At 48.2% G+C, this 25,736-nt stretch carries 18 protein-coding genes; 8 read left to right on the forward strand and 10 right to left on the reverse strand.

Annotated features, from left to right (window positions below; all coding sequences use genetic code 11):
* Window positions 1-64: 64 nt before the first annotated feature.
* On the reverse strand, window positions 65-433 hold the full coding sequence (locus EL633_RS06310) for a DUF4870 domain-containing protein (RefSeq protein WP_136624404.1): 369 nt from the start codon (window positions 431-433) through the stop codon (window positions 65-67).
* Between the two features lie 633 nt (window positions 434-1,066).
* On the opposite strand from EL633_RS06310, the gene EL633_RS06315 reads away from it, so the two are divergent.
* The 6 genes from EL633_RS06315 (at window position 1,067) to EL633_RS06340 (ending at window position 7,000) form a co-directional block, all read left to right on the forward strand.
* Window positions 1,067-2,800, forward strand: a complete 1,734-nt coding sequence (locus EL633_RS06315; RefSeq protein ID WP_161981991.1) for a bifunctional lysylphosphatidylglycerol flippase/synthetase MprF — start codon at window positions 1,067-1,069, stop codon at window positions 2,798-2,800.
* 372 nt (window positions 2,801-3,172) lie between these two features.
* A complete protein-coding gene (locus EL633_RS06320) occupies window positions 3,173-3,523 on the forward strand; it encodes a PTS sucrose transporter subunit IIBC (protein ID WP_126626374.1) in 351 nt (116 codons plus the stop codon).
* Window positions 3,524-3,535: 12 nt separating this feature from the next.
* Entirely contained in the window at window positions 3,536-4,558 is a 1,023-nt protein-coding gene (gene holA / locus EL633_RS06325; RefSeq protein WP_126626375.1) for a DNA polymerase III subunit delta, read from the forward strand.
* Window positions 4,559-4,692: 134 nt separating this feature from the next.
* Complete coding sequence (locus EL633_RS06330; RefSeq protein WP_126626376.1) at window positions 4,693-5,805, forward strand: class I SAM-dependent methyltransferase; 1,113 nt, start codon at window positions 4,693-4,695, stop codon at window positions 5,803-5,805.
* A 135-nt stretch (window positions 5,806-5,940) separates the two neighbouring features.
* Window positions 5,941-6,435, forward strand: coding sequence for a DUF427 domain-containing protein (locus tag EL633_RS06335; protein WP_126626377.1), 495 nt, complete (start codon window positions 5,941-5,943; stop codon window positions 6,433-6,435).
* A 103-nt stretch (window positions 6,436-6,538) separates the two neighbouring features.
* Window positions 6,539-7,000, forward strand: a complete 462-nt coding sequence (locus EL633_RS06340; RefSeq protein WP_126626378.1) for a nuclear transport factor 2 family protein — start codon at window positions 6,539-6,541, stop codon at window positions 6,998-7,000.
* Window positions 7,001-7,332: 332 nt separating this feature from the next.
* On the opposite strand, the gene EL633_RS06345 is transcribed toward EL633_RS06340, so the two are convergent.
* Window positions 7,333-8,625, reverse strand: a complete 1,293-nt coding sequence (locus tag EL633_RS06345) for a glycosyltransferase (RefSeq protein ID WP_161981992.1) — start codon at window positions 8,623-8,625, stop codon at window positions 7,333-7,335.
* Window positions 8,626-8,914: 289 nt separating this feature from the next.
* Between EL633_RS06345 and EL633_RS06350 the strand changes: the two genes are divergently transcribed.
* Window positions 8,915-10,897 carry a copper resistance CopC/CopD family protein gene (locus EL633_RS06350; protein WP_126626380.1) on the forward strand — a complete coding sequence of 661 codons (1,983 nt, stop codon included), beginning with the start codon at window positions 8,915-8,917 and terminating at the stop codon, window positions 10,895-10,897.
* 63 nt (window positions 10,898-10,960) lie between these two features.
* Here the strand turns inward: EL633_RS06350 and EL633_RS06355 are convergent, their stop codons facing one another.
* The 4 genes from EL633_RS06355 to EL633_RS06370 all read right to left on the reverse strand — a co-directional run bounded on the left by EL633_RS06355 (window position 10,961) and on the right by EL633_RS06370 (window position 13,667).
* On the reverse strand, window positions 10,961-11,476 hold the full coding sequence (locus tag EL633_RS06355) for a gamma carbonic anhydrase family protein (RefSeq protein WP_126626381.1): 516 nt from the start codon (window positions 11,474-11,476) through the stop codon (window positions 10,961-10,963).
* Between the two features lie 29 nt (window positions 11,477-11,505).
* Window positions 11,506-12,417 (reverse strand): proline dehydrogenase family protein, encoded by a 912-nt coding sequence (locus EL633_RS06360; RefSeq protein WP_246039091.1) that lies wholly within the window; start codon window positions 12,415-12,417, stop codon window positions 11,506-11,508.
* A 141-nt stretch (window positions 12,418-12,558) separates the two neighbouring features.
* Entirely contained in the window at window positions 12,559-13,437 is an 879-nt protein-coding gene (locus EL633_RS06365) for an SDR family NAD(P)-dependent oxidoreductase (protein WP_161981993.1), read from the reverse strand.
* Window positions 13,434-13,667: a hypothetical protein gene (locus EL633_RS06370; RefSeq protein ID WP_126626383.1), complete on the reverse strand. Its 234-nt coding sequence runs from the start codon at window positions 13,665-13,667 to the stop codon at window positions 13,434-13,436. The genes EL633_RS06365 and EL633_RS06370 overlap by 4 nt, the downstream gene beginning before the upstream one ends.
* A 993-nt stretch (window positions 13,668-14,660) precedes the next feature.
* On the opposite strand from EL633_RS06370, the gene EL633_RS06375 reads away from it, so the two are divergent.
* Entirely contained in the window at window positions 14,661-15,749 is a 1,089-nt protein-coding gene (locus EL633_RS06375; RefSeq protein ID WP_126626384.1) for a hypothetical protein, read from the forward strand.
* Window positions 15,750-16,166: 417 nt separating this feature from the next.
* Here the strand turns inward: EL633_RS06375 and EL633_RS06380 are convergent, their stop codons facing one another.
* The 4 genes from EL633_RS06380 to pheT all read right to left on the reverse strand — a co-directional run bounded on the left by EL633_RS06380 (window position 16,167) and on the right by pheT (window position 25,718).
* Entirely contained in the window at window positions 16,167-16,472 is a 306-nt protein-coding gene (locus tag EL633_RS06380; protein ID WP_161981994.1) for a 2Fe-2S iron-sulfur cluster-binding protein, read from the reverse strand.
* A 114-nt stretch (window positions 16,473-16,586) separates the two neighbouring features.
* Window positions 16,587-18,698 carry a BACON domain-containing protein gene (locus EL633_RS06385; protein ID WP_126626386.1) on the reverse strand — a complete coding sequence of 704 codons (2,112 nt, stop codon included), beginning with the start codon at window positions 18,696-18,698 and terminating at the stop codon, window positions 16,587-16,589.
* 419 nt (window positions 18,699-19,117) lie between these two features.
* The gene (locus tag EL633_RS06390) at window positions 19,118-22,558 is read right to left on the reverse strand and encodes a BACON domain-containing protein (protein WP_126626387.1); all 3,441 of its coding nucleotides are present in this window, start codon (window positions 22,556-22,558) and stop codon (window positions 19,118-19,120) included.
* A gap of 625 nt (window positions 22,559-23,183) precedes the next feature.
* Window positions 23,184-25,718, reverse strand: a complete 2,535-nt coding sequence (gene pheT, locus EL633_RS06395) for a phenylalanine--tRNA ligase subunit beta (RefSeq protein ID WP_126626388.1) — start codon at window positions 25,716-25,718, stop codon at window positions 23,184-23,186.
* Between the last annotated feature and the right edge of the window lie 18 nt (window positions 25,719-25,736).

Genomic DNA, 25,736 nt, shown 5'->3' on the forward strand with positions numbered 1-25,736 from the left:
TTAAGCGCGGCGAATAAGTAATCAAAGTCACTTACCAGTCGCGCTTAAAACAACCATAGGTCAGCTAAAGGATGTTCCGAACCCACTTACTCACAAAAGGTAAACGGTAATCTGGACGTACCCACGCCATAATCATCAACCAGATCCAGAGAATAAACCACGTCCATATCAGGATGCGCAACAAGAGTCCCAGGCCAAACGAGGTTAAAACTCCCAGCAAAGGGATCCATGACAAGGTCGTATTTAACATCGTCACGCCAAACATGAGTAAAGAGAGTGTGCCAAATGTGATTAAAGATTGTTTTGCATGCCAACGCACATTTTCATTTTTTTCAACCAGCAAAAGCACAAATCCCGAAACCCAGAATAACGAATATGCCAAAACACGCTCAACGCGCTCATTCAGTCCAAGTGTCGTCATTCTACGCATCATTCCAATGCCTCTCAGTTCTGCAAAATATGAGCCACTATCACCAGGCCCAGAGCTCACTGCCCATTATCTCTACAGCTATATATACGTATAAGGCCAGATGGTGTTGCAGTTTATCAATAGCTGGCATACAGGGTAATAGTCCAGAAAAAGGGGGCATGAGACACAAGTTTTTTGTTTCCAATTTAACAGACAAAGTAAAAAAATTTTGCTATAACTAAGATAAAGAAGTACTGTCACTGCAACCTTTTGAAATAGATATACGTCTGATTACATGGATAAATATTAGAATAGCATAAGAAGATAATGAGAATGCTTAAAAATTTGTGCCGTTCTACGTTTATCCTATCGGAAGGCAGAGTAAGGAAATCGGTACTATATCGAATGTGCCACGCATTGAAACAAGGTACAATAAGATCAATGATACTATTTAAGAAGCGGGCAATGCTTTGTAGTGTGGTATAAAAATGTGTTTATCAATCCAAAAAAATGCAGGAAAAGTAATACTGTGGCATAAATGAGTTATGTTAGAACGCACGTGGCACCAATGCAGGTATTCACATCTTCCACCTCGTAACTTGAGCACAGATGTGATGAACGAAGGGCTTTATGCAGATAGAAATAAAACATCAAACAATGAAATCTGATCGCATACGACATATAATCCGTTATCTGACCAGTCTTATTACTGTACTGGTTGGTTTATCGGATATGTTATCAGCCATTGTTCCTAGATTTAGCTGGAGCTTTTTCCTTGGGGCCTGGCCAATTCTGAATCATCGCGTACCAGCACAAACATTTACGGTTGTAGTTGGCTTCTTTATGATCGTTCTTTCATATGGTCTGGCACGTGGTAAAAAGCATGCGTGGAGTATAACCGTTATTCTCTTAGTACTATCAGCCTTACTACATATCCGGCGTAGTGGTTCCGTATTAGCAACAGTTATCGCTCTGGCACTGGCCATTGCTCTTTACTCCTTAGGCAGTTACTTCCGAGCGAAAAGTGATCCACCTTCGGCACGACGTGGCTACATTGCACTGAGCCTGGGATTGGGCATTGTTGTCTTCTATGCCATAGGTGGCTTCATTGCGCTCTATGATGATTTCAAGCCATGGATTGATCGTATTGGTATTCATGGCGTCATTTTGCATATGTTCGCCCATGGCAACTTGAGAATTCCTCATGATACAGAGCCATTTTTCTTTCAGCATGCACTACCCATGCTCTGCATTAGCGCCATCCTTTATGGTATGGTCCAGATATTCCGACCGGTAGCTGCAGTCTTGATACCTGATACCAGCACCAGGGACAAAGTAAACGAGATCGTACAACTGTATGGGACCAACTCCATCAGCTACTTTGCGCTCACTGAAGAAAAATCCTACTACTTTTCAGCCTCGGGCAAATCAGTCATCAGCTATGTCTTGCGGGGCAGCACCGCCGTCGTGGCGGGCGATCCCATTGGTCCGGAATCTGAGATGCCATTGGTTATCAAACAATTTGTCGATTTCTGCCATGAACAGGACTGGTCAATTGTCTTCTGGCAGATTCGCGATAAGGCTGCGGCCCTCTATCGAGCGGCAGGTTTCCGACTGCTCAAGATTGGAGAGGACGCGGTCCTCGACGCTCAGAACTTTACCCTCAAAGGTGGAGCAATGGCTAATGTACGCTCTAGCGCCAAACGAGCAGAAAAAGATGGGCTACGCGTCATCTTCTATAATGGCCATGTTACTGATGCTGAACAATTAAAACAGATGGAGCAGATTTCCCATCACTGGCTGGCTGAAAAAGGCGGCTCTGAGATGGGTTTCAGCCTGGGACATTTTGATCCTCAGGGAGATTCCAGACAGATCTATGCACTCGCAGTTGATACACAAAATAAGGTCCATGCCTTTGTATCATTTATCCCCATTTATGGCCGTCGCGGCTGGGGATTGGACTTGATGCGCCGTGCTGAACAATGTGCCCCAGGTACAATGGAACTTTTATTAGCTCGCACCATTGAGCATCTCAAAAATAGTGGTAGCGCTATGATCAGCCTTGGCCTTGCACCTTTGAGCAATGCCAATCAAGAAGACGATACCTTCCTGGGTACCAGCATCGATTTCCTGACCGATCGCTTTGGAAATCCCAGCAAGAATCAATCTCTCTTCAACTTCAAAAAGAAATTCCAGCCAACCTGGGAAAGCCGCTATCTGGTCTACTCGGATGCCTTAAGCCTGCCCAAAATCGGCTGGGCCCTCTACAACGCCCACCAAACCGATGCATCTCTGTTTGGCACCCTGATCCAAACAGTCTCAGAATGGCAACAAACCCGCCACATCAATGCAAAGAATAACGTCAACGTACCAGAAACAGCCAAAGTCTAAAAGATCAATTTTAGTCTTAAATCTTTATTACGCTTAAAACAATTTATTCCATGGTATTACGCTTAAAACAATTTATTCCATGGTATTACGCTTAAAACAATTTATTCCATGGTATTACGCTTAAAACAATTTATTCCATGGTATTACGCTTAAAACAATTTATTCCATGGTACAAAAAATGCGCACTGCGCATTTTTTGTACCATGGAATAAATTATGTACGTTCCCGTCAGGGAACGAGTGAGGTCAAGAGAGACTAAACCCCCTACAACCAAAGGTAGGAATGTTGTCAGAAAAGTCAAAACTGCCGTATAATTAAAACGATATATACACCTTATTTCAACGATTTTATCCTCAGGAGGCATCTTTTACTATGGTTCTTAGCGCGCTCTCACTAGATCAAGTCACTATCGGAGCCTTTTTTGGACTCCTAATCTCATTGCCAATCGCCCTCTTCCTGGTATACTGGTTAAGTGCCGTAAAAAATCGCACAGCAGTGATACTAGGAGGCCTGGCCGGCGCAATCATCGCGTTCCTGGTCATTCTAGCCTGGGCGGGAACTCTTATCTTCCCCAACCCGATCAATGGAGCAAATGGTGCGTCAGCATTTTTTGGTGGACTTCTACTCTGCTCTGCCGCAGGCCTGATTGGCGGCATTATCGCTGATCTGATCGTCGCACGTCGCAATAACCGCGACTATCGCCGACAGGTCTCACACGAATAATGGTAACTGGCAATGTTCTATCTTTTACATGGTGAAGACGAGTTCACAAGCCGTGAACAGCTAAAAAAGCTGCGTTCCCAGGGTGACTTTGGTTTCAACCAGGAAGTTTATATGGGAGCGGATGTCGATATAAAATCGGTCATTATGACCAGCAATACCCTCCCCTTCTTAAGTGAGCAACGTCTGGTAGTGATCGATGGCTTACCCAAAAAGAAGCGCGGAGAAAGTGCGTCCTCAGTAGAAGATAAGAGCAAAGGTGGTAAGGCAAAGAAAGGTCGGAAAAGTGCTAAAGGTGCGATCGGCCGGGCTGGCTTTGAAAAAGAGTTAGCGGAACATATTACCACGATGCCAGATACGACTATTCTCATTGTGCTGGTAGAAGAGGCGCTTGAAAGTAGTAGTGCCCTTCTGAAGGCGGCCGAAAAGCATGGCAAGGTGATACAAAGTATGCTCCCCAAGGGTGCAGCCTTAGATAAATGGATCACCAACCGTGCTAAAGCGATCGGTGTCAAGATTGCACCAGAGGCGGTAAGCCTGTTAGGCAACTTCATCGGTAATAACTTGCGTCTCCTGGCGAATGAGTTGGATAAGCTTGCGATGTATGTCGGCGTTGGTAACACTATCAATGTCGATGATATTCGTAAGCTTTCAGCGCAGGTCCAGGAGGCGCGTATCTTTGACCTCACGGATGCGTTAGCACAGCGTAATCGTAAGCAGGCATTGAATATTCTGCATGATCTTCTGGCCGATGGTGAGCCACCACTGAAACTCATCAGTACCATTACATCACAGGTACGCTCATTACTCCTGGTCAAAGAGCTGGCCCAAAAGGGCATGCGGGGCGGACAGATCGCCTCGACACTGGGTATCGCGCCTTTTATCGCGGATAAAGCTTTGCGCCAGGTAGGAAATTTTAATGCCGCACAATTAGAAGGCACCTATCGCCAACTACTGGCGACCGATGCCGCACTCAAGCGGAGCCGTTTAACCCCTGAACTGGCCCTTGATCTACTCGTCGTCAACTTTGGCATCTAAGCTATGGCGCGGACCTTTTCCAGGTCCACGTTCCACTTGACACTCTCCCTCACACTTGCCCACAATAAGTAAGGTAAATGACCACGACATAAACATCCAACGCCGTTGGACATTGGGGAGTGAATTTTTTCAGTATGCAAGTATCTTCATCATTACAGCAACGTATCCTTGGACGCATTCAAGACGAGGGCCCAATCTCTTTCGCGACGTATATGCGCATGGCACTCTATGAGCCTGATTATGGCTACTATGTCACTGGAGCCGCGAAGATGGGCTGGGAAGGCGATTATTATACCAGTACCGATGTGGCTAGCTTTTTCGCCCATAGTATGGGCCGTCAGTTACAGCAGATGTGGAAGCAACTGGGAGAGCCCGCGCGCTTTGGAGTGCTTGAGCAGGGGGCAGGTCGGGGTGATCTGGGCCGGCAGATTCAGCAGTGGGCCAGCCAGGATGCGCCTGAGTTCGCAGACGCCCTTTTGTACCAGACAGCCGATATCAATACGGGAAATGATGCCCTTGCATCTCTGGCTGGTGATTTTGAACCTGCGGTGATCCTATCCAATGAACTGGTTGATGCCTTCCCGGTACATGTGGTCGAAAAACAGGGTGAACACCTCTATGAGATCTATGTGACCAGCCATAATGGTCGCTTGCAGGAAATATTGGGAGAGTTCGAAAACGCTGCACTTATCGATTATCTGGATAGCTTTAAGGTTCCATGGCGTAGCTTTGCCGATGGTTGGCGCGCTGAGATTAATCTGGACGCGCTGACATGGATGGAACGCACCAGCCAGCTATTGTTAGGAACCAATCCTAAACGCAAACGCCGAGGCTTTATACTGGCCATTGATTATGGAGATACAGCTCGTCAGCTTTACACGGATGATCGACACTATGGTACGCTTACCTGCTACTACAACCACCAGATGAGCGATCGGCCACTGGCACGTCCAGGCGAGCAAGATATTACCGCCCACGTCAATTTCACAGCCCTGATCCGTGTAGCACGGGAACAAGGATTACGCCTGCATGCATTGACTACCCAAAGAAAATGGCTCATGGATAATGGCATTTATGAGGAACTTGAACACATTCACCAACAACAGTTTAGCAAGATTGACACTGACCGTGCCAGTGATCAGGGACAGATAGCGCTACTACAATGGTACAATCTACGCCAACGTGTCTCCACTCTCACAAGTCCAATGGGCATGGGAAATTTTAAAGTCTTGATTATGAAACGTTAGCGAGCTGGCAACTCAGGATAGGCAAAACACGCTGAACCTTTCCGCAGCATATCATTACCCGCTTCATGTCTTTAGATAGTCCTGTTTTTAGCTCTCTGGACGAAAAGGTAGCTTACACACATAAAAGGAGGCTTCATGTTACGCAAACGGATTGAACCAGGACCAGGACAGGAATCGGTCTGGGATTATCCACGTCCTCCGCGCCTGGAAGATAGTCAGAAATTGATTCAGGTTGTTTTTAATGGGATTATCATCGCCAATACCCGGCGCGCCAAACGCATCCTGGAGACCAGCCATCCGCCAGCCTATTATATTCCACCTGAAGATGTGAAAATGGAGTATTTTATACCCACACCAAAACATTCTTACTGCGAATGGAAGGGGCAGGCATCCTATTACACCATTACCGTGGATGGAAAATCAGTCCCAGACGGCGCCTGGTATTATCCACAACCCACCCGGGGTTATGAGTCCATTGCCAACTATATAGCGGTCTACCCTTCTCTCATGGAAGCCTGCTATGTCAATAGAGAAAAGGTGCAGCCGCAAGAAGGGGATTTCTATGGTGGTTGGATTACCAAAGATATTGTGGGTCCGTTCAAAGGTGGCCGAGGAACATTTGGTTGGTAGTTGATTTCTGGACAGGCGTCTCCTCATCCCCTCACTCTATCGTGTATCTAAAGGGTGACAAAAACTATCTGACCTAGATAACTATAAAAGAAGGAGTGAATATATGAATTTAGATGAGACCAGACGTGAAGATATTGTACGAAACTTCATGACTGCATTAGATAGCAATGAGCTTGATAACGCAGCCAACTACCTGGCAGATGACTTTGAGTTTAGCGGCTGGACACCACGCTCGCTCGATAAACAGGGCTTTTTGACCTTGCTCTCAAACATTAAAGAAGGTATCCCTGGATTGTCTTTTAATATCCATAATATACTTGAGCAAGCATCCACGATTACCGGCACCGTACAGGTCCAGGGGTATCAGACTGATAGCTTTATCATTCCTATCCTGGGTACGCCACCAATACCGCAAACAGCCAGTAGCGTCTCACTGCCAACTGAAAATGTGACGTATCAGTTACGTGATGGTTTGATTACTGCGATGAATATACAGCATGTAGCAGGCGGCGGTATCTCAGGCTTACTGAGACAATTGGGAATTGATCTGCCACTCGTGCAGTAAAGGAATAAGTTTCAAGCTTGCCTGGGGAGCGCAGGTGCCCCCACTCGTTATGAGTTGATACAAAAAGGGTGCTGTGCACCCTTTTTGTATCAACTCATAAAAGGGGATGTAAGCTAACACGCTGTCAAAGCTCAGCGAGAGTACAAGCAGCCATCACGGGGGGCAGACAAAAATTTCCGCTCCAATAGTCCTGAAAATACGACAGAAGTTGAAGAAGCGATAAAAATAGGATAAAGAATACGGTGTACCTCTTGCCGAGTCTTGCCACAGGGCTTGTGAGTTGCTACTAGAAGCCACAAGAGGTACACCATATTCTTTGGAACTACTCGAATTTAATGAGACAGGTCTGACACACGCGAGTCATGCGATCCTCTGGCATTCTGGTCATGATACTGCCTGCCACGCCAGTCTACGCCACGTTTGGTCAGGACGCGCCAGGTAGATTGCCCCAGGATACCTGTGAAGATAGCTCCGGCGAGAGGATGGGTAAAAGCATAATACCATGGCACTTGTAACTGATTATTAAGCCAGGCTCGATATGCCAGCAAAGGGCCTAATTCGAGTCCAGTTGCCAGGGCGGCTTCACGAGATGAAATGCCAGCAGAGCGTTTGCTACGGGTTAAGCGAGCCAGCAATGGCAAGAGAAATGGGATGATAGAGATCATTGGCAGACCAAACAACTGGGTCAGCACAAACAGCACACCACCGCGATTGCCGAGATAGGCATTTTTTCGCCAGCCACGCCAGATATCCGACAGGCTACGATACATATGCACATGGATCAGGCCAGCCCCATCGATGAAGCGCAGGCGATAATGATGCGATTTTACCAGGTGCGCCAGATCTCGATCATCAAGCAATGTATCACGCATACCTGGACGTCCATATCCACCTAGCTCTTCATAGACGCTACGCCGAATCAGGATATATTGTCCATTCGCGACCGCCAGCGGACTGCTGGGATCATTGACGAGGCGTGGAGGATAAAGCATGCTAATACCGAGGTAGGCCATTGGCATCAAGGCACGATCCCAAAAAGTAGGGAGTTCCTGCTCAGCACCCAGTGTGAAAAGGTCCGCCCGCTCAGCGACAGCCTGGGTAATAGCTGAGCGCAAACTATTTGGAGCATGCCAGGTATCAGCATCCGTAAAAAGAAACCAATCGCCACCGGCCTCTTGTACACCACTATGAAGCGCATGCGGTTTTCCCGCCCAGCCAGCCGGTAATTCATCACGTAGACGCAACACCCATAAACGCTTGCCGTGGGCATGTGTCTGGGCCAACTCATCCAAAATCGCCCCGGTCTGGTCCGTCGAACCATCATCAACCACAATTACTTCATAGTTTGCATAATCTTGTTCAAGCAATGATTGTACACACCGGCGAATATTGCTCTCCTCATTACGAGCCGGTACAATAACCGACACAAAAGGATCATGTTTTTGCTCGCCATTATGTGCCGAGCCACCAGTCGCATTCTTCGTAAGCGGGGGAAGCACAGATAGACGATCCTCTTTTCGAGGAGAGGTTCGCCACCAGAGGATACTATAAAAACCCACCACCCCAATCACATGTGACCATAACACAAAGCGAGACCAACTCTGCCACCAATACTTTTTTTTCATACTACAACTCTTTTTTTTATAGGAAAGATATGTTTCCATCTATTATAATCAAAAGGACAGGTCGCGACAAATCGTATAGACCTTATGTTGCGAGCAACTAGAATGCTGGTGTACAATCAGAGTTATTCATAATGCGTCATTAAGTGGCATACATGCTATGGAAAAGGCCGCCACCACAGCCCACGTATGGGATCGTTTGGGAACGCTCCACATGACGCACGCTAACTTTGCCATTATTAAGAAAAAGCAACTCTTTTTTATACAGGCGTGCCATATCTGAAGAAAACATATGCAACAAAGACGATTGCCAATTATTCCAATAGCACTGTTTCTGAGCCTGCTAGGATATTTCTGCATGGCACTGTTCATGCCATCACCAGCCGCTCAGGCCCATGCATACGTTATCGGCTCCAGTCCAGTCGATGGATCTACTGTTGGCAAAGTGCCGAGCGAAGTACATATATTTTTTAACGCACCAATCAGCTCTATCAGCAGTGCACATATTTACTCAATCCAGAATGGAAAGCTGAACGAGGTTAATGCGGCAGCCAGCCATGTCTCGCCAACCAATGCCCAGGAACTTATTACGTCTATTAAGACGCCCGATACCCAGCCAGAAGGTAGTTATGAAGTGATCTGGACCGCAGTAGCCAATAATGATGGGAATACAACCTATGGCATCATTGGCTTTGATGTTGGTTATTCGGGTACAGGGGTCGATGGAACAGCAACATTAGGTCCTGGTAGTAGTAATAATCTAGATAGCATCCACAAAATAGATACTACTGCTCTACTCTCTATCGCCTGGGAATGGCTAACTCTCGGGGCGCTAACATTTTGGATCGGACTACTGGTTGTCGAGCAACTGGTTCTTACCGCTGGTCGAGGATCAGGTATCTTCGCGCAGGCCAGAAAGAAAACGTATGCATTAGAATGGCTCTGTCTCTCGGTCCTGCTCTGTGGGGAAATTCTTTCTTTGATCCTGAGGATGGTTCGCCTGGCCAGCACGATGCAACCGTTGGATGTCACGGTGCTCTTTCGGCTGATACCAGAGACGACCTATGGTTCTGTCTGGCTATTGCGCTTGCTACTGATCGCAACCACCATGATCTTTCTCTACCTGACACAGCATCGTAAACTGGCCCAGATACCGGAATCCGATCCGGAACCTATAACCAACTTTGAGCGACTCTCAACGCAGGAAATGAAAGCAGTTGGTCCTAGAAAAACGCGTCAACTCCTGGAAACGCCGACAAACGAGCCAACCCACCCGCAACGCCACAACCTGGTCTGGCTGATACTGGTCAGTTTGATTACACTTACATTCGTCTTTACCAGTTCAGTCGCACAGGTGCTCAGTCCACATATCAGTGCAGTTGTGTTCGCATGGCTGTACCTTATTGCGCAAGGTATCTGGCTGGGAGGCTTCGCATACCTTGCCTACGTGCTTCTGCCCCTACTGAGTGGTGCTGAACTTGAGTACAATACCGAAACCTTGACCTTCTTACTACGCCGCCTGACGCCGATCCTATTAGCAGGCATGGGCATTCAACTGATCACCGGACTTTTCCTGGGAGAAGCAAGCATCAGCGACGCGCAACAATTAATCACAGATCCTTTTGGACGTACCCTGCTGATACAAATTGTTGTGACGTTCCTTACAACCTGCTTAAGCATCTACGCGGTATGCTGGATTCGTCCCAGGTTGACCCATCAGGCCATGCTTTTGCCCGTTGTCAAAGCCGATCTACCAGCCCGACGTACGCGTCAATCAGAGTTGAACAGCACAAGACGGTTACTGAAACTCACAACACGATCACTGGTCGTTTGCGGCGCTATTATATTACTATGTACCGCGCTACAACAATTTTTCGCACCACCTATTGATTTTCCTAATGTACAATACCCAAAGCCGGGAGTAACGCGTCCAAATAGCCCTGTAACTTCCCAGACACGACAAATGGGAGATCTATCAGTCACACTGCAGTTGTTACCTGGTCGTATTGGCTATGAGCATACGATCATCATCCTGATCAATGACAACAAGGGCCGGCCCGTTACCACTGCAAACGTCAATCTCACAGTCAACATGCAGTTAATGGATATGGGAGAAGGGCAGGCCAGCATAAAGGAAGGAAATCCTGTCTACATTGCCACCTTCGATAAACGCTCAGCCTTCAGTATGGCAGGACTATGGAATATCAAAGTAGAAATTCAGCGCCCGAATCAAAAGGTTCTGACCGATACATTTAAAATCACGTTAACCGCCTGAAAAATTTCAACAACAAAAAAGGATCTTCACTGTCGGGCGAAGATCCTTTTTTGTTGTTGAAATTTACTCCTGGCTTGCCTGGTGCTCACGGGCCTCGTCAACATAGTGTTGGGCACTGAGAGCTAAAACGGCCCGCTCATCTTCATTCAGGCTGCGCACGGTACGGGCAGGCATACCAACGGCCAGCACATGTTCAGCAATGTGTTTATGCTCCCCTACCAGAGCACTAGCCCCAATAACGCTCTCATCCCCAATGCTAGCGTGTGAAAGCACGACAGCATTCATACCAATCAGCACACGGGAACCCAGAGTTGCGCCATGGACCACAGCATTATGTCCAATCGTGCACTCTTCCCCAATAACCAGGGGAGCATCAGCGTCCACATGCAAAGTACAGTTATCCTGGATATTACTGCGGCGTCCAACCACAATCGAGCCACTATCCGCACGCAGCACTGCGTTATACCAGATACTGACCTCATCCTCAAGAACAACATTGCCTATGACCATAGCACCAGGAGCAATAAATACATTTTTTCCTAGCTTTGGCCAGATTCCTTTATATGGCAAAACAGGCATATACGCTCCTTATCAGGATATATGGAATATTAACGCCAGCTGTTAGCGACCACAAACATCAGGTTCGCGGGACGTTCAGCCATACGCCGCATTAAGTAAGGATACCAATGTGAGCCATAGGGAACATAGACACGGACATTATACCCTTGTTTGACCAGTTTTTCCTGTAGATCTCGGCGTATACCATAGAGCATCTGGAACTCAAAGGATGTTTTGCTGATGCCATGATCCCGTACAAATTTGCAGGCCTCGTCGATGATACTTTCATCATGCGAAGCGATGGCAGGAAAATTGCCGCGAGCCAGCAAGATTTTCATTAACTGCACATAGTTTTGATCGACATCAGACTTCTCTTGATACGCCACGCTCTGAGGCTCTTTATAAGCACCCTTTACCAGACGTATGCGTACACCCTGGTCTACCAGTTTATTGACATCAGCATGGCTACGATACAAATAGGACTGGATTACCGTTCCTACTTGCTTGTATTGCTCATAAGCGCGCATTGTCATAGCAACGGTATGCTCGGTGTAATCTGAACCTTCCATGTCGATACACACAAACACATTGCATTGACGACCGCACTCTAAAATAGTTAAAAGATTTTGTTCGCAGATGTCGGGAGAAATATCCAATCCCAATGCGGTTAGTTTGATCGAAACATTCGCATCCATCTGCGTCTTGCCGATTAGTTCAATTGCATTCATATATGCTTTAGTCGCTTCGGCGGCCTCTTCTTTGAGAGCTACATTCTCACCCAGCAAATCCAACGCGACCTGAATACCACGCTCGTTAAGGGTACGTGTAGCACGTACGGCGTCCTCTAGAACCTCACCGGCAACAAAGCGGCGGGAGGCGGTGCGTGTAATCTTGTTCTGGACAACAAAGTCACGTAAACGTGGATTCTGAGCAAGGTATAATAATGTATCTTTGAGCATCATTGACATCCTTTCAGCGAGGGAAGCAAAGAATGAATGATTAACAGTCTCTGTGATAGACAACATCATTCCTGGCACCAGTTGCAAAAATATTTACTGTAATTATCATAGCACAAGCAAGCGCCATTGTTGTAGAGGCAATAATTACCAGTGCATCGCCAGACGAATAAGACGATCCCATAGGTTGTCAGGCAGAAAGCGTCTGAGTGTCATTAATACGGTAGCCGAGCCAGGCACCCCATAGCGAGCCCGGGGATGTGGGCTTTCCAGGACCCGCACGACGGTATCAGCAAACTTTTGGACGGGAAAACCTTTGGTCATTGACTGCATGGCTGAAGACTCTGCCATCTTAACCAGACGAGCATAAGGACTCTTTTCGCCCGCAGCACCAATATGCTCGCTTGACCGTTGCAGGCTGGTCTTCCAGATATCAGTCGGACTGGAGGCAGGCTCGATCAAAACCATACGCACACCAAATGGGGCTAGCTCTAGCCGCCATGCATCACTCAATGCTTCTAACGCATATTTGCTGGCTGAATACACACCTGTAACAGGTACGGAGATGCGACCAGAGATACTACTGACATTGATGATTGTGCCACGGGCCGCTTTTAAGAGTGGCAAAAAGGCCTGTGTCACACCTACGTGGGCGATCACATTGAGTTCAAACTGTGAGCGAATATCTTCTAATGGCATTAACTCGATCGGACCACCATAAGCCGTGCCGGCGTTGTTCAATAGAGCATCCAGGCGTAGCGGCTGTGTCTCACCTGCCTCCGTACGCAAGATCTGTTCTACATCACTAACCAGTTTAGCTACCTGCTCGCTCTGCGTAATGTCGCAGAGTAACGGGGTAATATGTGCCTGACACTTTTGCTGCTCTGCTTCCTGTAACAAAGATTCTTTATCAGCGTCTTTACGCACTGTGGCGAAAACATGCCAGTTACGGCGAGCCAGATCTAAAGCTGTACAACGGCCAAAGCCACTGGAACAGCCTGTAATCACAATCGTCTTTTGCGTCATGATTGTGTCCCTTCTTGCCCAATACGATTCCATAATCCCAGGCGAACAAGTTCATTACGTGCCTCAAAGCCGAACAACTCAGGATCCATCTCCCGACCATGGCGAATTACCAATCCTCGGAGCATCTCAATTAGCTCAGATTTACAAGCCACGTCCCGCTCAAAAGGTATGTGCTGTGCTAACTGTTCAATAGCTTGCCTGTTATACCATTGTTCCTGCGTCTCAGCCATAAAATAAAAGTGGTGTCCTTTCAGTTGTATTTAAATGGTGCTTTATAAAGAGTATACAAAACTCTCTCCCGCCTGCGGCGGGAGGGAGGAGAGGAGAGGTTGTGGGGGACACCCCCACGCCCCCGGCAGGAAGGCCTCGCCGGCCCTCCTGCACCTCCCTACTTCTTCCAGACGCGAGGAGAGTGGAGAGTGTTTGGGGGGGACACTCCCACACCCCCAGCAGGAAGGCCTCGCCAGCTCTCCTGCACCTCCTAGCTTCTTCTAGATGCGAGGGGGGAGAGGAGAGGTTGTGGGAGATACTCCCACGCCCCCGGCAGGAAGGCCTCGCCAGCTCTCCTGCACCTCCTAGCTTCTTCTAGATGCGAGGGGGGAGAGGAGAGGTTGTGGGAGATACTCCCACGCCCCCGGCAGGAAGGCCTCGCCAGCTCTCCTGCACCTCCTAGCTCCTTCCAGGTGCGAAGAGAAAGAGAGGTTGTGGGAGACACTCCCACACCCCAGGCAGGAAGGCCTTGCTGACTCTCCTGCACCTCCTAGCTTCTCGCAGGTAATGATTGTTTTATGGTATGCTGGTAAATGATGTGCTATAGCACATCATTTACCAGCATACCATAAAACATGCGAGCGCCGCAGGCGCGAGGTTTCGCTCGAAAGAGCAAAACAGACATTGAGAGTGAGAAACAAACACGACATAAAAATAAATCTGCTATTCATCCATGGTAACACCAAGAAAAGATCAGGCGCAAGTACAGAAGATTCACGCGACAATTTTTGACATATATTGATGCATATTGGAGAGATGCGGACTATATATAGCCATTTTGCCCTAAAGAAAGCCGCAAAACTTGATCATAACGGGAGTTAAATGTTACTGTGATGTAGTGTAAAATTGTGTTAGCATTAATAGATAGAAGTGTATTTGCAAAAACTTCTACGGCAAAAACTTCTATAAGGTAGGCGAGGAAAATGTTCTGTACCTTTTGTAAAGCAGCTCGTGTGGCAAATGAGGCACCATGCCCTAATTGCGGGGCCCCATCTCCACTATTGGAAAAACCTCAACAAGCAGGCTGGGGAACAGGAGCTCAGAGTTCAGCGTCCTGGGGTGGCCCCGAAATGCAAGGCGGCACACCATATGGAGGACAATGGGAACAACCACAGGTTCCTCAAATGCCTTTTAATACAGCCGCCGCTCCCTGGCAATCGGATGCATTGGCGAATTCAGCGGCTACACATTCATGGCAGGCTGATCCTAATCCTATGCCCTCCTGGCAACAGCCATCAGGACAATACAATCCTATGCCTTCCTGGCAGCAACAACCTTCCGGCCAACTTGGCGCCCAAAATGGCGCAGCTCAACCAGATCAGCAATCAATGCTTCCAGTTCCCTATCAGGGAGGAACGGATTTGCAGCCCGGCGGCCGCCAGTCGACGATCTCTTTGCAACTGGTACCACAACAGGCAGTTGAGCACCTGTTACCGGCCGAACCACTCTCCCCCGATGTGGTACATGTGCCACCAATGTTTACGAAGCCACGGCCAATCGTCCCTAAGTATCGGGTCATCAGTGGACTACTGAGTGTGATTATTGTCACGTTGCTACTCTGTACGGGCGCGAGTTACTATGCCAAGGCCAGTGGTACCTGGGATAGGATGGTTAGTCTCTATACTGGAACATCACCAGTTAAGAGTGTCCCACCAGATGATGTGAAGATTCCAGATCCACCCGCTCGAACAGACAAAGACTCTGGTCCAGCTCAGATGATTATTCCTTCGGCCTCACTGGCTGCCAATATTGATAAAAACTATCAACCTATACAAGCACAAACGATCTTTCAACCCGGTCAGAAGTTTTATTTGACATTGAGTGTACAGCCACCAAAGGGACAGGAAGGAAAGGTAACGGCTAAATGGTTTACTAATGGTAAGTCTTATATGCCAATAACACTACCAGGTCCCATTAAGTATAATGCTACCAATATACAAAACTCTTCCATACAGATGCAATTTCCTAACAAGCTGTCAGGTTATGTTGAGATCTATTGGAATAACCAATTTGCGCAACGACTCTATTTTGCCATTCGCTAAAAACTGGTAGTGAGCAGACACATTTGCATGTGACGAATGAGTCATCTCGGACTTTTGAAAAAGTTCCTAAACCGGGGTGCAGGGTCCTCCCTGCCGGGGTACAGGGTGTCCCCGCTCATTCTTTCTCCCTCTCGCGCCGCCTGCGGCAGCGTGCAAAAAGAAAAAAGAGGTTTTGCGGGGACGTCATGCCCCCAGCATGCCTGCCCCGCACCCCGGCAGAAGGGCTAGCCGCCCTCCTGCACCTTCCGCATGAGAAGAGTGGAACCCATTTTTAGATTTTTCAAAAATCTGGGATGACTCATACATACATACATACGCCAAAAATAATAAAGAACCCCGGTTATAAAGCACTAGTAGAATGTATACTAGAAAATCTTTGAGCCGGGGTTCTTTATATGTTCACTCTAAAAGAGTGCACTATTTGCACTGGGTCTCGACTGTAATATCATCGAAGACTTGTACCTGGCAAGCAAGACGCATATTGGGATTCTTCTTAAGGTCATTGCGCAACCAGAACTTCTCCATGAATGTCAGTTCGTTGGTGCCGGTAGATGGGGAGACAGCAACACGGTCTGTGCCACAGAAGCCATTGCCGTGACAATTAGCAAACTTGTAGATTCCACAGTAGACAGGTACGTCATTCTCTAACGCTGGATACCGGACTGTATCTCCTTCGGGTACCTCCACCCGTACATTTTCGCGCACATATGTAATGGTTGGCACGACTCTATCCTCCGCAAAAATAATAGCTTATTTATATAGCATAGCGTGATTATGCCTTTTCAGACTATAGCACAGACAGGAAAGAGCGTCAATAAAATAAGCAGGACGCTGACCTTACTTACTTTTTACCGCACCAGGCGTTGGCGTATTATTACTTACAATAGTCACCTGGACGTTCTGCTGCAATGTTTTTGCATCAGGCGAGGTCGCTGAGATAAGGATAGTAGCCGTAGAGCTCTTTAATCCGTCTTTGGGTACCTGCACCCCTACTGTTATAGTAGCACTCTCACCTGGCTTGAGTGTTCCAGTGGCCGTATTCACGGTCAGGATACCATTTTCGCTACCGCTTACAGTGGCTGACCATTGGAGTGTAGTATTACCAGCATTCTGTAAAGACACTATTTGTGCAGGCACGGCCTGGTTATTCTGCACTATAAAGCTAAGGCTGGTCGGTTGCACTTTGATAGCAGGCGTTGGTGGTGCCGAAACTACCAGCGAGATAGCTATCTGTCTGCTATTACCGCTGGAAGAGGAAAAGGTAATCGTGCCTTGATACGAACCGGGATGTAGCTGACTGGCATCCGCACTCACGGTTACGGCAAGCTGCTCGCCTCCAACCAGTGTGCCATGCGCAGGCGACACCTGTAGCCACGCGCCCTGATCGGCTGTACTTATCTTCCCTTCCCAATTCAGGGCAAAGCCTCCACTATTTTGCAGCGTGACCTTCTGATCTGACGCTGCTTTGCCAGCGAGAGCAGTAAAGTTCAAGGCAGGTGGAGATACAACCAGGTTCCCTGTTTCTGCTACATTCATGATCAGATTAACCTGAGCTTTAGAGCCACCAGCAAATTGAATGCTTCCCTGGTATTCACCGGTAGCCAGGTGATACGAATGCGCGGAAACGGCAATAGTCTCACTTGCATCTGGCGCGATTTCCCCATGATCGGGACTCACCGTAAACCAGGCTGCCTTATCACCAGTATCAGATGTGCTAGACCAGCTAGCGGCGCGCGTACCACTATTATGTAAAGTAATATACTGATCATTAGGATCCTGGCTATTGCTGGCAGTATAATTCAGTTCAGTCACAGAAAGATTAAGAGCGGCCGGTGCGGGTGTGACCTCCATCGCCACATGTAAAGTTAAAGTAGCGCCACCAGCGCCTTTCTGGGTAAAAGTTAAGTGGCCACTATATGGCTGCGGCGCCAGATCTCCTCTATTCACTGTTACTTGAATATTCTGGCTGCCAGAGAACGTACCGCTCGCGGGAGTAGTACTTAACCAGGTTTGATCACTGGCCACGCTCCAGCTAATCTTCCCCCCTCCCGTATTTGACAGGATGATAGACTGACTGGAAACAATCCCTGGAGCCGCACCAGGAAAAAGACATTCTGGCTGCGAGAGTTGCAAGGCCGGTTTCTGGTCAGGTGGAGCTTGTATCGTGATCTGTGTGATAGCATTACTACCACGAGTATTATCCACCGCATTTATCTGGTGCGGGCCTACTGCCCAATCGTCTGGCACCTGAGCGGAAAGAGTAAATGCACCATGAGCATCGGTTTCTACCGCTAATGGCTGACCTTTATCATCCGGGAAAACCTTATGCCCATCATGAAAGAAAGAAAGCTTGCTATGTAGGGAAAATCCTCGACCGGATAAAGTGAAGGTATCATGTACCCGCAACGTGTTGGGCGTAGCTTGAATAATAGCGACGGCTACAGTCGAGCGTTGACCGATAAAGGCAAATGCAATAATACTCGCCGCCAACAATAAAAAGATACAGGACACGGTGAGTATTGATGAGATAGTGCGCCTGGAAAATCCAGCCTTTGGCTGAATCTGAACTGGCCAGCGTGGTTGGACCTGCTCTAAGACTACCCTCTTGTTCTGCTGCTGGCGCCAGAGGGCCGCTCGTTGAGCCTTAAGGGCTGGCGCCTCTTTGGTAGAAGGAAAGAGTATACGTTCGGGCGTCGGCTTACCACGATACAGAGGCTCCTTTTCGTCAGCCAGGGGTCGTGGTTGGGCCGTCATCATGCTAGATTGATATGGTTGATCCTCAGGATGCAAGCCAAAAGTATGCCCGGCACGGTGGGTAGAAGCCTGGGTTTGTAATTTTGGCTCAGCAGTACGTGGAGCTGGAGCTGTTAAATTGTGTCCACAGCGACTACATATCTGTGCATCAGCACGCTGCAAAGCCTCACAATACATACAACGTCTGGTATCCATAACACATTCATTGAGATAAGGCTACGCAACAAGGATAGTTGACCCTATCTCCCCCTTCTAGCAATACGGAACGACATCATCACTGCTCACCCACTATGTACCTGCGATCAACCGATAAACAATTTGAGAAGCAGAAGATTTACAGCAGGCTCACTACCTCACTTAGACGTACAAAATATCCATACATCAAATATTTTCTTCTATCTATCTATACGTTCTTAGCATGAATAAGTTTGGGCTTAATTTATGTGTCTGCAATACCAGATTAGCGCGTGCCACACTCGTTCCCTGACGGGAATATCGTGTAATATCAGTTCGAGCAAAAAAGTGCGCCGCGGCGCACTTTTTTGCTCGAACTGATATTACACGATAGGGGCGCCTTCGCTCCCCTGGCTAGCATGAAAACATACTACTATGTATTAAGGCGTTGGATCCGGAGTAGGGGTCGCCGGCGGGAAGACATTCATATTCAATGTCACAATCGTACCCGTTACTGAAACTGAGCTATCACCTGTATAATTAACCTGCCCAATATCAGTACCATTGGCCGTAACCCGGTAGGTGCCAATCGGAATATTGTTAAAGACAGCCACACCACTACTATCAGCTGTTTTACTGCTAATCTGATTACCCGATCCATCATAAAGCGCGACTTGCGCACCGGGTAAAGGTGCTGGTAACGCGCAATCCGAGGTCGGACAGGAGTTAATGGTGACGTTAACTGTGGCACCTGTAATGGTGAGCGTTACTGGAATTTGTGGCTTCCCATCGACCGAAGCACCATTATTACCAGTAGGGGTAATCGTAATAATACCATTGTAAGTGCCAACCCCTAAGCCACTGGTATTGATCGAGACATCAAGTGAACTCCCCTGCCCATTATCAATCCCTGAAGATGATTTGGGTTGTATCCAGATACTATCTGCTGAGACAGTCCAGCCTACGGGCAGAACACAACTTCCAGATAAGCTTAATGGAATACTTTGACTGGCAGTGGATTGTCCTCCTTGCGGCGCCGAAAAATTTAGTCCTGCTGAATTAGCCTGTAACGTACAGGGTTTCAGGACCACCATATCAATGTCAAGGGATTGAGGACTTCCAGGCACTGACTGAGCACTGCTGTCAGTCGCTGAAATGGTAATCGAGTCTCGGAAGTCTCCAGCCGCCAGACCAGCATTACTGGGGCCGACCATAATCGTTGCTGATTGACCACTGGTGGCAAGCGTAAAGGTATTATTCGTTTTATCTGACCCTGTATACTTCATCCAGCTGGCTGACGCATTATGGTCAAGCTTTACTGACAATGGCCAGTTACAGTTACCCGAAGCGCTAAACGTAAATTGTTGCGCCACAGGATCAGGGGCACCCTGGGTTGTATTAAAGGCCAACGAAGTGGCTGAAGGTAACGCCAATGTACAGGGAGCGGAGACCGTAAAGGTCACGCCCACCGTTTGTGGACTTCCACCCGCTAGATTGCCACTGTTATCAATTCCATTTAATGTAATCTGACTGGTATAACTACCTGGAGTCAGACCACTGGCATCCACATTGACCAGGACACTATTTGTATCTCCTGCATTCAAGGTGCTCTGACCTTGCGTCACATTTAGCCAGCTAGCTAATGGTCTAGAAAGAACTCGCCAGGTAAGCGGACTTTTACCTGTGTTCGCAACGGTAATACTTTGTGCCGGTGGATTTGGCTTCCCTTTGGTCATACTAAAATTAAGGCTTAGCGGGGAAGCCCCAAGAATGGGTGCCGACGGCGGCGGCGGCGCCTGCACCGTTAATTGAACCGCCACAGTCTGGGTACTTTGTCCCAGCGTTATCGTAATGGTGCCGCTATAAGTACCAGGCTGCAAACCAACCGCGCTAACGGTGGCAGTTGTGGAACCGGTCGCCGCATCCTGCAATTGACCACTGGCTGGCGCCAGAGTTAGCCAGTGTACAGAAGAGGTTGCTTGCCAGCTTGCACCGCTATTACAACTAGTATTGCCTAGTAAATTTAATGCCTGACTACTGGCGCTACTCTGGCCTGCAACAGCGGTAAAGGCCAGGCTACCAGTATTCAGCGCCAGACTACAACGCGGCTGTACCGTCAGAGAAATGCCCACATTTTGAGGACTGTTCAAGGCTCCATTGCCAGCGGTAAATGTTAGCACCTGATTATAGGTACCCGGCAGTAAATTAAAACTATGTACATTAATCTTGACAGAAGCAGTTTCACCGGGTACGACCTGGCCAGAGGTTACATCTGGTTTTAACCATTGTGGGTTCATACCAACGAGATTGTACAGGCGGTTGGTGTTCGCCTCCTCAAGGGCCAACTGGCTCTTGATGGTCCAGTTTAATACCTTTTTGCCAGGATTAGTGATAGTCAAAGATTGCGCGGCTGGATCAGCCATGCCATCAATAGCTGTAAAGGAGAGCAGCGCTGGCGAGACATTCAAAACAGCGCCAGCATCAGGTGGCAATGGTTCTACTTTCATATGCACAGCTACATCTTGTGGAGCACTTACATTAGAAGAAAAAGTAACTTTCCCATTATAGTCGCCAGGCTTTAGTTTGTTACGATCAACCGCGATCTGAATAACCTGGTGATCGCTAAACATACCATGATCAGGCGTGACCATCAACCATGAATCACTACTACTGGCCGCCCAGGAGATAATACCGCCACCATTATTGTTAAGCGTGATAGTTTTTAAAGAATTCGCCCCCTCAAAAGAGGTGCCAAAGTCAACCTTTGTGGTTCCCAGTTGTAAATGCGCCGGTCGGCTTGGATCATTGCCAATCATCAACATAGCACTGGCAGTGTAACGCGTCGCCATATCCTCGGCCGCAATGGTATGCGAGCCGCCTTGCCAGCTACTGTCAATGACCATAACAACATCTTTCGATCCTTTAGCATCTACATGTACAATACCTTTTTCATTGAGCATCGTTAAAGGCTCTTGAATATCATGTGAAAGCACGATAGATGCGAATGGACCAAAATCTCTGAGGTGAATTGTGACCTGTTCTCCCTGATTAGCTACGCGCGTTGACAGGTTCATAGTTGGAGGCAAACCAGATGAAGATTGGGGACCAGCATGTCCGACAAATGTGACTAACACAGCGTCAACTACCAGCGCAAACATCGTCAACAGACAGAGGCCAATAAAGATCAAGCGCCAGCGTTGACGCGGCGATTGGCGCGCATCCTTGAACATGCGGGCCAATCCTTCTCCGGTTAACAGACGCCTCAATCTAGGGCTGGAAGGCAGTTTACGGGCCAGTAGGGGATCTGTACGATCAACCCAATCATCTTTTTCTTCGTCAATCTCTGCTGTATGTAACCAGGGCCAGAGATCGGGCATCTTCTCATCCAGAGCATTACGGGTGCCAAGTTCTGTACTGAAGGCCGTGTTTGGCAAGGGCGTGCTATCACGCCGAATGTCCGCTGAAATATCACGCAATGGGGCCAGCCGGGACGCCCGTGGCCCACGCCCACCATTCTGAGCGGCAACCTCATCCTCATCTACATCAGCAATCATCCGAGCAGCATGATTCAGTAATTGTAAGGAATGACTGGATGCATCAACATAAGGTACCGAGGAAGGCTCATCTTCACTCGCTTGAAAGGGGATATCTGCTTCAGCGTCCATAGTGTCCATAGGAACGGTCGCATTAGATACATGGCCACCATGATCTTTTTCATGGACTTGCTCAGAGTGCCCGGCAGGAACACGCTCCACGGGCGATTGAGCCTCCACCACCTCTACTCTACCTCGCTGACCTGGCTGCTGTAGCTGTGCACGGCACTGGTCACATAACATAGCCGAAGCACTACAAGGCTGGTTACAACGCAAACATTGATTCATTCTTTAAAGCTCTTCTTGCAAAAATAAGACCACAACCATACATGCCAATTATTCACTATATACGGGTATATAAACAAAGCTTGCTGGTAACCACAACTCTCCACATTTCTCATAAAATTTTACGTTTAAGTGTAAATAAACTTACACTGATTAAACGATAGGGTAGCACATTTGTCACTTTGTGTGACAAATTTGGTACTTTACTGTTTTATTTTTCTGGCCTCTAATTATCGCGTTATTTCGAGTTACAAAAAGTATCTCAGATGGAAATAGCGGCAAGGCAAGATTATAATGGGAAGTAAGTTGTTTTTGACGAACATACATACTATAAAATGTATCGATGATATTTTCAATAGTGCAAGCTCAGTATATTTTTTTTGATAGCCATAAACGCCTAAGTGATGGCAGTTGAGTGGTTTCTTTTTATGACACCTCGCGCCTGCGGCGCTCGCTTGTTTTATGAGAGGGAAACATGAATGGCGGCTGCGGCCGCCATTCATGTTTCCCTCTCATAAAATGGGGGGTGATTGTGAGTATGATAGGGGGCTGGATTGTGAGTATGAGCGCTAGCTGTAGACATTTGGGGTCTGCGGATAGCGCTCTTTATCATTTTGAGGGATGGTGGTTAGCGCAGGACTGCTCCAAAATCTTCGTTGAGGAGACGGATGATACGCTCTTGCAGTTCGTTAGCTTCGGTGTCTTTTAAAGTGCGATCCGGGGCTTGATAGACAAGGGTATAGGTCAAATTCTTCTTGCCTGCTGGAATGGGATCACCGGTGTAGACATCGAATAAGTCGACTGAACGCAGTAGCTTGCCTCCATGACGCACGATGTTATCTTGAATTTCCTGGGCCGCAATATGCTGATCCACGACGAGAGCCAGGTCACGGGTCAACTCTTGATGCCGCGAGATGGGTTGGTAAGTGATCTGCTGCGGTACTGCCGAGTAGAGGCGTTCCAGGTCTAATTCACACATATAAGCGCGATATGGTAGGTCATAACGTTGCTGGACCAGTGGGTGTACTTCTCCTAAGACGCCAACCGGGCTGAATGCATGTTCGCCACTCTCGGTCTCGTAGGCCAATTCCAACAGGGCGCAGCGGCCTGGATGGAATGTTGGATGCTGCGTGGGCGTGAAGTGGTAGTGACGAATCTTTAAGCCGGAAAGTAAGGCTTCGGCAATACCTTTGAGATCATAGAAATCCGCTGGCCGCGCTAGCTCTGGCAGCCAGGTATTTTCGGCTGGACCACAGAGGCCAAAGGCTACTGTACGACGCTCATCTGGTTGCTGGGACTTCGTTTCCGCAGGCAGGTAGCGGCGCCCAACTTCGAAGAAACGTAAGCCAGATTTATTATGCTTACTGTTTTCCTGAATGATCTCCAGCAAACTGCTCATCAAAGTGAGGCGCAATACTTCCTGATCGGCACTCAGTGGATTAACCAGGGCGACCGCCGGCAGTGTACGTGGATCAAAGCTGGCCACGTCAGACGCTTCATTGGACGCCAGTAGACGAGCTTCTTCCTGGGAAGCCGATCTATTAGGTGCCCTCAAAAGAACGCTTGCCGATGCCGTATCCACCTGAGCGAGCAATTTCAGCATACGTGTTCGACTGGTTAACGTATAAGTCACAATCTCATTCAGGCCCGCACCAATCAAGAGTGAACGAACCTGTTGCTCACGCTCAAACCAGCGATCGATGGTCTGTTCCGGTAAAGGACCATCAGGAATAGTGCTGGGAATATGCTCGTAGCCGATCAGGCGAATTACTTCTTCGACCAGATCAGCGGACTGGGTCACATCGTTACGATAGGTTGGAACAGTGACCTGCATACTTTTCCCATCCTCACCGGCAGTCACAGTGAAATTCAACGCCTGTAATGCCTCAATAGCTTCACTCTGGGTTACTTGCATCGAGGTCAGCCATTCAATATCATCTGTCGAGAAAACCAGGACACGCGGCTGAACTGGATTGGGATAGATATCAACCACACCTGGATGTACGGTACCACCAGCCAACTCTGTTAGTAGTTGTACGGCACGGTTAGCACCAGCCAGCGCCAGATCCGGATCTAAGCCTTTCTCGAAGTGACTGGAAGCATCGGTACGCAGGCCGAGCGTGCTCGAAGTGCGACGGACACTGCTGGCTTTAAAGTTTGCCGATTCCAGCAGGACGCTTGTAGTTGCATCGCTGACTTCACTGCTCGCACCACCCATCACACCAGCGATGGCGGTAGGACCAGTTGGATCGGCAATGACCAGCATCTCTGCTGTCAGCTTACGCTTCACATCGTCCAGGGTAGTGATTTCTTCACCCTGACGGGCATGGCGTACTATGATATGATGCTCAGGTACCAGATCGTTGTCGAAACTGTGTAACGGCTGGCCGTACTCTAATAACACATAGTTAGTCACATCTACCACATTACTGATTGGCCGTAAGCCAGCTGCCAGCAAACGTCTACCCATCCATGCGGGCGAAGGGCCAACCTTAATATTACCAATCACGCGAGCGGTATAGCGCGGACACAGTTCATTATCCTCAACCGTAACCTTGACCAGTTCGGCCACAGGCGTCCCCTGCTCCTGAAAGTGTGGCTCAGGAAGATGCAAAGGCTTCTTCGTCAAAGCCGCAACCTCACGCGCGATACCGATGATCGAAGATAGATCACCCCGATGCGCCTTGATCGAGAAATCCAGCACGACCTCACCCAGCAGATCAACCAGTGGCTGTCCCAGAGCGGTATCAGGCTCCAGAATATAGATACCAGAATGGTCCATGCCCATGCCTAATTCGCGTGGTGAGCAGAGCATGCCTTGCGAGACATAGCCAAACTTGCGCGTCTCGCCAATGGTGATATCCCCCACCTGGGCACCCGGCAAGGCCAGTGGCACCTTATCACCCAGCTTAATATTGGGCGCGCCACAAATCACATTAATCTGGCTACTACCAGTATTAATTTTGGTATAGCTAAGGTGGTCGGAACCCTCAACTTTTTCCAGATGATCAATCTGGGCCGTAATAATTTTGTCGCCCCAGCTTTTACCGATATATTCAATCGACTCAACCTCTAAACCAGCCATAGTCAGCGTATGGGCCAGTTCTTCGGGCGACAACGTAATCTCAACATAATCCTTGAGCCAGCTCAAAGGAACTCTCATTGCGTCTTCTCCTTCTTA

The sequence above is a fragment of the Dictyobacter alpinus genome (assembly GCF_003967575.1).
GTDB lineage: Bacteria > Chloroflexota > Ktedonobacteria > Ktedonobacterales > Ktedonobacteraceae > Dictyobacter > Dictyobacter alpinus.

What these genes read in the sequence shown, in the direction of transcription:
- EL633_RS06355 (WP_126626381.1), bottom strand. Translation starts at nt 11,476, where the DNA reads ATGCCTGTTTTGCCATATAAAGGAATCTGGCCAAAGCTAGGAAAAAAT.
- EL633_RS06340 (WP_126626378.1), top strand. Translation starts at nt 6,539, where the DNA reads ATGAATTTAGATGAGACCAGACGTGAAGATATTGTACGAAACTTCATG.
- EL633_RS06350 (WP_126626380.1), top strand. Translation starts at nt 8,915, where the DNA reads ATGCAACAAAGACGATTGCCAATTATTCCAATAGCACTGTTTCTGAGC.
- EL633_RS06370 (WP_126626383.1), bottom strand. Translation starts at nt 13,667, where the DNA reads ATGGCTGAGACGCAGGAACAATGGTATAACAGGCAAGCTATTGAACAG.
- EL633_RS06335 (WP_126626377.1), top strand. Translation starts at nt 5,941, where the DNA reads ATGTTACGCAAACGGATTGAACCAGGACCAGGACAGGAATCGGTCTGG.
- EL633_RS06330 (WP_126626376.1), top strand. Translation starts at nt 4,693, where the DNA reads ATGCAAGTATCTTCATCATTACAGCAACGTATCCTTGGACGCATTCAA.
- EL633_RS06345 (WP_161981992.1), bottom strand. Translation starts at nt 8,625, where the DNA reads ATGAAAAAAAAGTATTGGTGGCAGAGTTGGTCTCGCTTTGTGTTATGG.
- EL633_RS06320 (WP_126626374.1), top strand. Translation starts at nt 3,173, where the DNA reads ATGGTTCTTAGCGCGCTCTCACTAGATCAAGTCACTATCGGAGCCTTT.
- EL633_RS06360 (WP_246039091.1), bottom strand. Translation starts at nt 12,417, where the DNA reads ATGATGCTCAAAGATACATTATTATACCTTGCTCAGAATCCACGTTTA.
- EL633_RS06385 (WP_126626386.1), bottom strand. Translation starts at nt 18,698, where the DNA reads ATGGATACCAGACGTTGTATGTATTGTGAGGCTTTGCAGCGTGCTGAT.
- EL633_RS06315 (WP_161981991.1), top strand. Translation starts at nt 1,067, where the DNA reads ATGAAATCTGATCGCATACGACATATAATCCGTTATCTGACCAGTCTT.
- holA (WP_126626375.1), top strand. Translation starts at nt 3,536, where the DNA reads ATGTTCTATCTTTTACATGGTGAAGACGAGTTCACAAGCCGTGAACAG.
- EL633_RS06310 (WP_136624404.1), bottom strand. Translation starts at nt 433, where the DNA reads ATGATGCGTAGAATGACGACACTTGGACTGAATGAGCGCGTTGAGCGT.
- EL633_RS06365 (WP_161981993.1), bottom strand. Translation starts at nt 13,437, where the DNA reads ATGACGCAAAAGACGATTGTGATTACAGGCTGTTCCAGTGGCTTTGGC.
- EL633_RS06390 (WP_126626387.1), bottom strand. Translation starts at nt 22,558, where the DNA reads ATGAATCAATGTTTGCGTTGTAACCAGCCTTGTAGTGCTTCGGCTATG.
- pheT (WP_126626388.1), bottom strand. Translation starts at nt 25,718, where the DNA reads ATGAGAGTTCCTTTGAGCTGGCTCAAGGATTATGTTGAGATTACGTTG.